This is a genomic window from Candidatus Methylomirabilota bacterium, assembly GCA_036002485.1.
Classification (GTDB): Bacteria; Methylomirabilota; Methylomirabilia; order Rokubacteriales; family CSP1-6; genus AR37.
In genome coordinates this window covers 1-3,041 of record DASYTI010000031.1, presented here as the reverse complement: position 1 = coordinate 3,041, position 3,041 = coordinate 1, and the positions used below count along the sequence as shown (strand labels likewise).

Here is a 3,041-nt window from a genome sequence, read left to right as displayed (position 1 = left end):
GGGGCGGAGTCTCTTCGCGCTGGCCAACCACGAGGTCAATCTCCGTATCGACGAGGTCTACAAGACGCTGCCGCCTCCCGCCCTCTCCCGCTTCGGCGAGGTCCTGTCGAGGAAGGACGAGGTGGTATAGCTTCGCCCCCTGATCTACTCAGCCCTCGCCTCAGGGCTTCGCCCTTCAGCTCGAACTGCGGCCCTCTCCCCCGGTGGGGGAGAGGGATACGAAGTGATCCTGTCGCGATGTACAGTGAGTGCTCACTATTGGATCCCTCTCCCCTCTGGGGAGAGGGCAGGGTGAGGGGCCTACGCGAACCGACATTCGAGCTTCAGCGCGGCGGCGAGACGGCGCTCGTACTCTCGGCGGGAGATCTCGACGGCGCCCAGACTGGCCAGGTGGGGCGTGACGTACTGGACGTCGAGGAGGACGAAGCCCCGCTCGCGTAGCCGCGAGACCAACGCCGTGAGGGCCACCTTCGAAGCATCCGTCTCGCGGTGGAACATGCTCTCGGCCATGAAGGCGGCTCCGAGCGCCACGCCGTAGCACCCCCCGACGAGCCGCCCATCACGCCAGGCCTCCACGCTGTGGGCCTTGCCCGCGCGATGGAGCGCGCCGTAGACGTCGATGAAGTCATCGGAGATCCACGTGCCTTCCCGTCGGTCGCCGCAGGCGCGCATCACGTCCTCGAAGTCCGCATCGACCCTGATCTCGAAGCCGCCGAGCCGGAGCCGGCGCTTGAGCGAGCGTGAGACGTGGAAGCCGTCGAGGGGAATGATGGCGCGTGGATCGGGCCGGAACCACAACACCTCGCCCGAGATTTCGTCCGCCATGGGGAAGACGCCGTGACGATAGGCCGCCTCCACGCCCGCGGGCGTCAGCTCGAGCCGGAGTAACGGCCGGGAAGCCAGCTCGATGCCCTCCTGGTCGCCCGCGGTTAGCCGAAGGAGCGCGGGGGAATCCGCTTGTAGAAGAGGAGCTCGCGGGTGCCCTGCGGCAAGTTGTCGACGTGGCCGCTCGGCTGGAAGCCCAGGGCCGTATGCATCCGGATCGAGGTGGCATTGGTTTCCTCGGTCGAGGAGAACACGCGCGGGGTGGGCGAGACCGCCTCCACCGACTTGAAGAACTCGCGCGCGATGCCCTTGCGGCGGAAGTCCTCCCGCACCACTACCAGGGTCACGAAGGTGCACTGGAACCAGTCCGTGCGGTAGGCGAGAAAGCCCACGATCTCCTTGTCGGCCTCGGCCACGATGAGATGGTGGCGCTCCAGGTGCGACTTGATGAAGGGCCCGGCGCGCTCCTCGCCGGTGACGGTGGCGGCGAGCTCGGCACAGCCGGCGGCGTCGGTCGTCCGGGGCAGGCGGATCTCGATCATGTCGGGCCCAACTGAAAATACACCGCGGGCTTTCCCGCGGCAACGTCCGTTCAGCCGGAGGCGAGCTTGGGCATGACCTCGTCGGCGAACTGGCGCATGGTGCGCTCGACCTCATGGCGCGGCAGCATCGAGCCCTGATCGAACCAGCAGATGATCTGCGAGAGCCCGAAGTCCTCGCGGGCCGCCTGCAGCCGCTCGACGACTTCGGAGGCGTCGCCGAAGACGCCCTGGTCGCGGCAGAACTTCTCGTACGGCAGATTGGCCACCGTCTCCCGGATCACCTTGAGGCGCGGTAGGTGATCAGTGTAGGAGTCGGGCAGCTGCGAGAAGATCACCTCGAGATTCTTGTAGTACTTCAGCACGCCGGCCCGCATGGCTTCCCGCGCGGCGCGGCCCGTGGCGCCCACGTGCACGGGGAGCATCAGGGCCATCTGGTCGCTCTTCCATGAATGGCCGGCCCCCGCGAGATGCTCGCGGTAGAGGGCCATGTACTCGCGAAGCTGGGGCAGGGGCGTGGTCGTGGTGCCCGAATAGATGGGCAGCCCCAGGTCGCCGATGTGGGCGAAGCTTTCCGCCGTGTGGACGGCCACGCGGATGGGCGGATGCGGCTGTTGCACGGGCCGTGGCACCACCGCGAGGTCCTCCACCTGGTAGAACTCGCCGCGATAGCTGAAGCGCTCCTGGGTCCAGGCGAGGCGAATGATCTCCAGCGCCTCGTCGAAGCGGGCGCGGTTCTCCGCCACCGGCACCCGGAATCCGTGGAACTGGCTCGGGATCGAGCCCCGGCCCACTCCGAACTCCAGCCGGCCGCCGGAGAGGACGTCGGCCGTGGCCGCCTGCTCTGCGCAGGCAAGCGGATGATGGAGGGGCAGGAGGGTGACGGCGGTTCCCACGCGAATACGCCGGGTGCGCTGGGCGATCACGGGCACCGCCATGAGCGGGCTCGACAGAAGCGAGAACGCGCCGCCGAAGTGCAGCTCGGCCAGCCAGGCCACGTCGAAGCCCAGCGAGTCGGCGAGCGCGATGCGGTCGAGCATCTCGGCGAAGCGCTCCCCGTGCGACTGGCCGGGCGCTTCCGGAGTCTGGAAGAAGAGGCCGAACTTCATCCCATGGTGCCGTCGAAGTAGATTCGCCGCCTCGTCATGGAGCGGTAGGATAGCACGCAACCGGATTGCAAGATCTGCCGCTGCACTGTATTGTTGCCTGCGTAGAATCCAATCCAATAATCACGGAAAGGCGAGACCAGCACACATGCGCTACGAGGCACCAGGGTCCTTGGAGGGAGCGGTGGCCCTGCTCGCGGGAGCGACAGGGGATGCGCGGGTCTTGGCCGGAGGCACTGACCTCCTGGTCCAGATGCGAGCGGACATCGTCGATCCGGAGCTGATCGTCGACATCAAGAAGATCCCCGAGACCCGGGCCATCACGGAGGAGAAGGGGGGCTGGCGCATCGGGGCGGCGGTGACGGGGGCCGAGCTCAAGGAGCATGCGCGGCTCAAGAAGGCGTGGCCGGGCGTGGTCGAGGCGGCGAATCTCATCGGCTCGACGCAGGTGCAGGGGCGCGCCACTCTCGGGGGCAACCTGTGCAACGGCTCGCCGGCCGCCGACAGCGTCCCCGCCCTCATCGCGGCGGGCGCCGTGGCCACCCTGGCGGGGCCGCAAGGCGCGCGCGAT

At 67.9% G+C, this 3,041-nt stretch carries 4 protein-coding genes; 1 reads left to right on the top strand and 3 read right to left on the bottom strand.

Translation table 11 applies throughout. The features are described 5' to 3' along the window. Positions 1 to 300: 300 nt before the first annotated feature. Genes aat through VGT00_03485 form a run of 3 tightly spaced genes read right to left on the bottom strand, consistent with a single transcriptional unit; the run spans position 301 to position 2,473 of the window. Positions 301 to 873: a leucyl/phenylalanyl-tRNA--protein transferase gene (aat, locus tag VGT00_03495; GenBank protein ID HEV8530462.1), complete on the bottom strand. Its 573-nt coding sequence runs from the start codon at positions 871 to 873 to the stop codon at positions 301 to 303. Positions 874 to 929: 56 nt separating this feature from the next. Next, entirely contained in the window at positions 930 to 1,367 is a 438-nt protein-coding gene (locus VGT00_03490) for a GNAT family N-acetyltransferase (GenBank protein HEV8530461.1), read from the bottom strand. A 50-nt stretch (positions 1,368 to 1,417) separates the two neighbouring features. Further along, the gene (locus VGT00_03485) at positions 1,418 to 2,473 is read right to left on the bottom strand and encodes an LLM class flavin-dependent oxidoreductase (protein HEV8530460.1); all 1,056 of its coding nucleotides are present in this window, start codon (positions 2,471 to 2,473) and stop codon (positions 1,418 to 1,420) included. 145 nt (positions 2,474 to 2,618) lie between these two features. On the opposite strand from VGT00_03485, the gene VGT00_03480 reads away from it, so the two are divergent. After that, on the top strand, positions 2,619 to 3,041 hold a 423-nt coding region (locus VGT00_03480), incomplete at its 3' end, for an FAD binding domain-containing protein (GenBank protein HEV8530459.1).

What these genes read in the sequence shown, in the direction of transcription:
- VGT00_03490 (HEV8530461.1), bottom strand. Translation starts at nt 1,367, where the DNA reads ATGATCGAGATCCGCCTGCCCCGGACGACCGACGCCGCCGGCTGTGCC.
- VGT00_03485 (HEV8530460.1), bottom strand. Translation starts at nt 2,473, where the DNA reads ATGAAGTTCGGCCTCTTCTTCCAGACTCCGGAAGCGCCCGGCCAGTCG.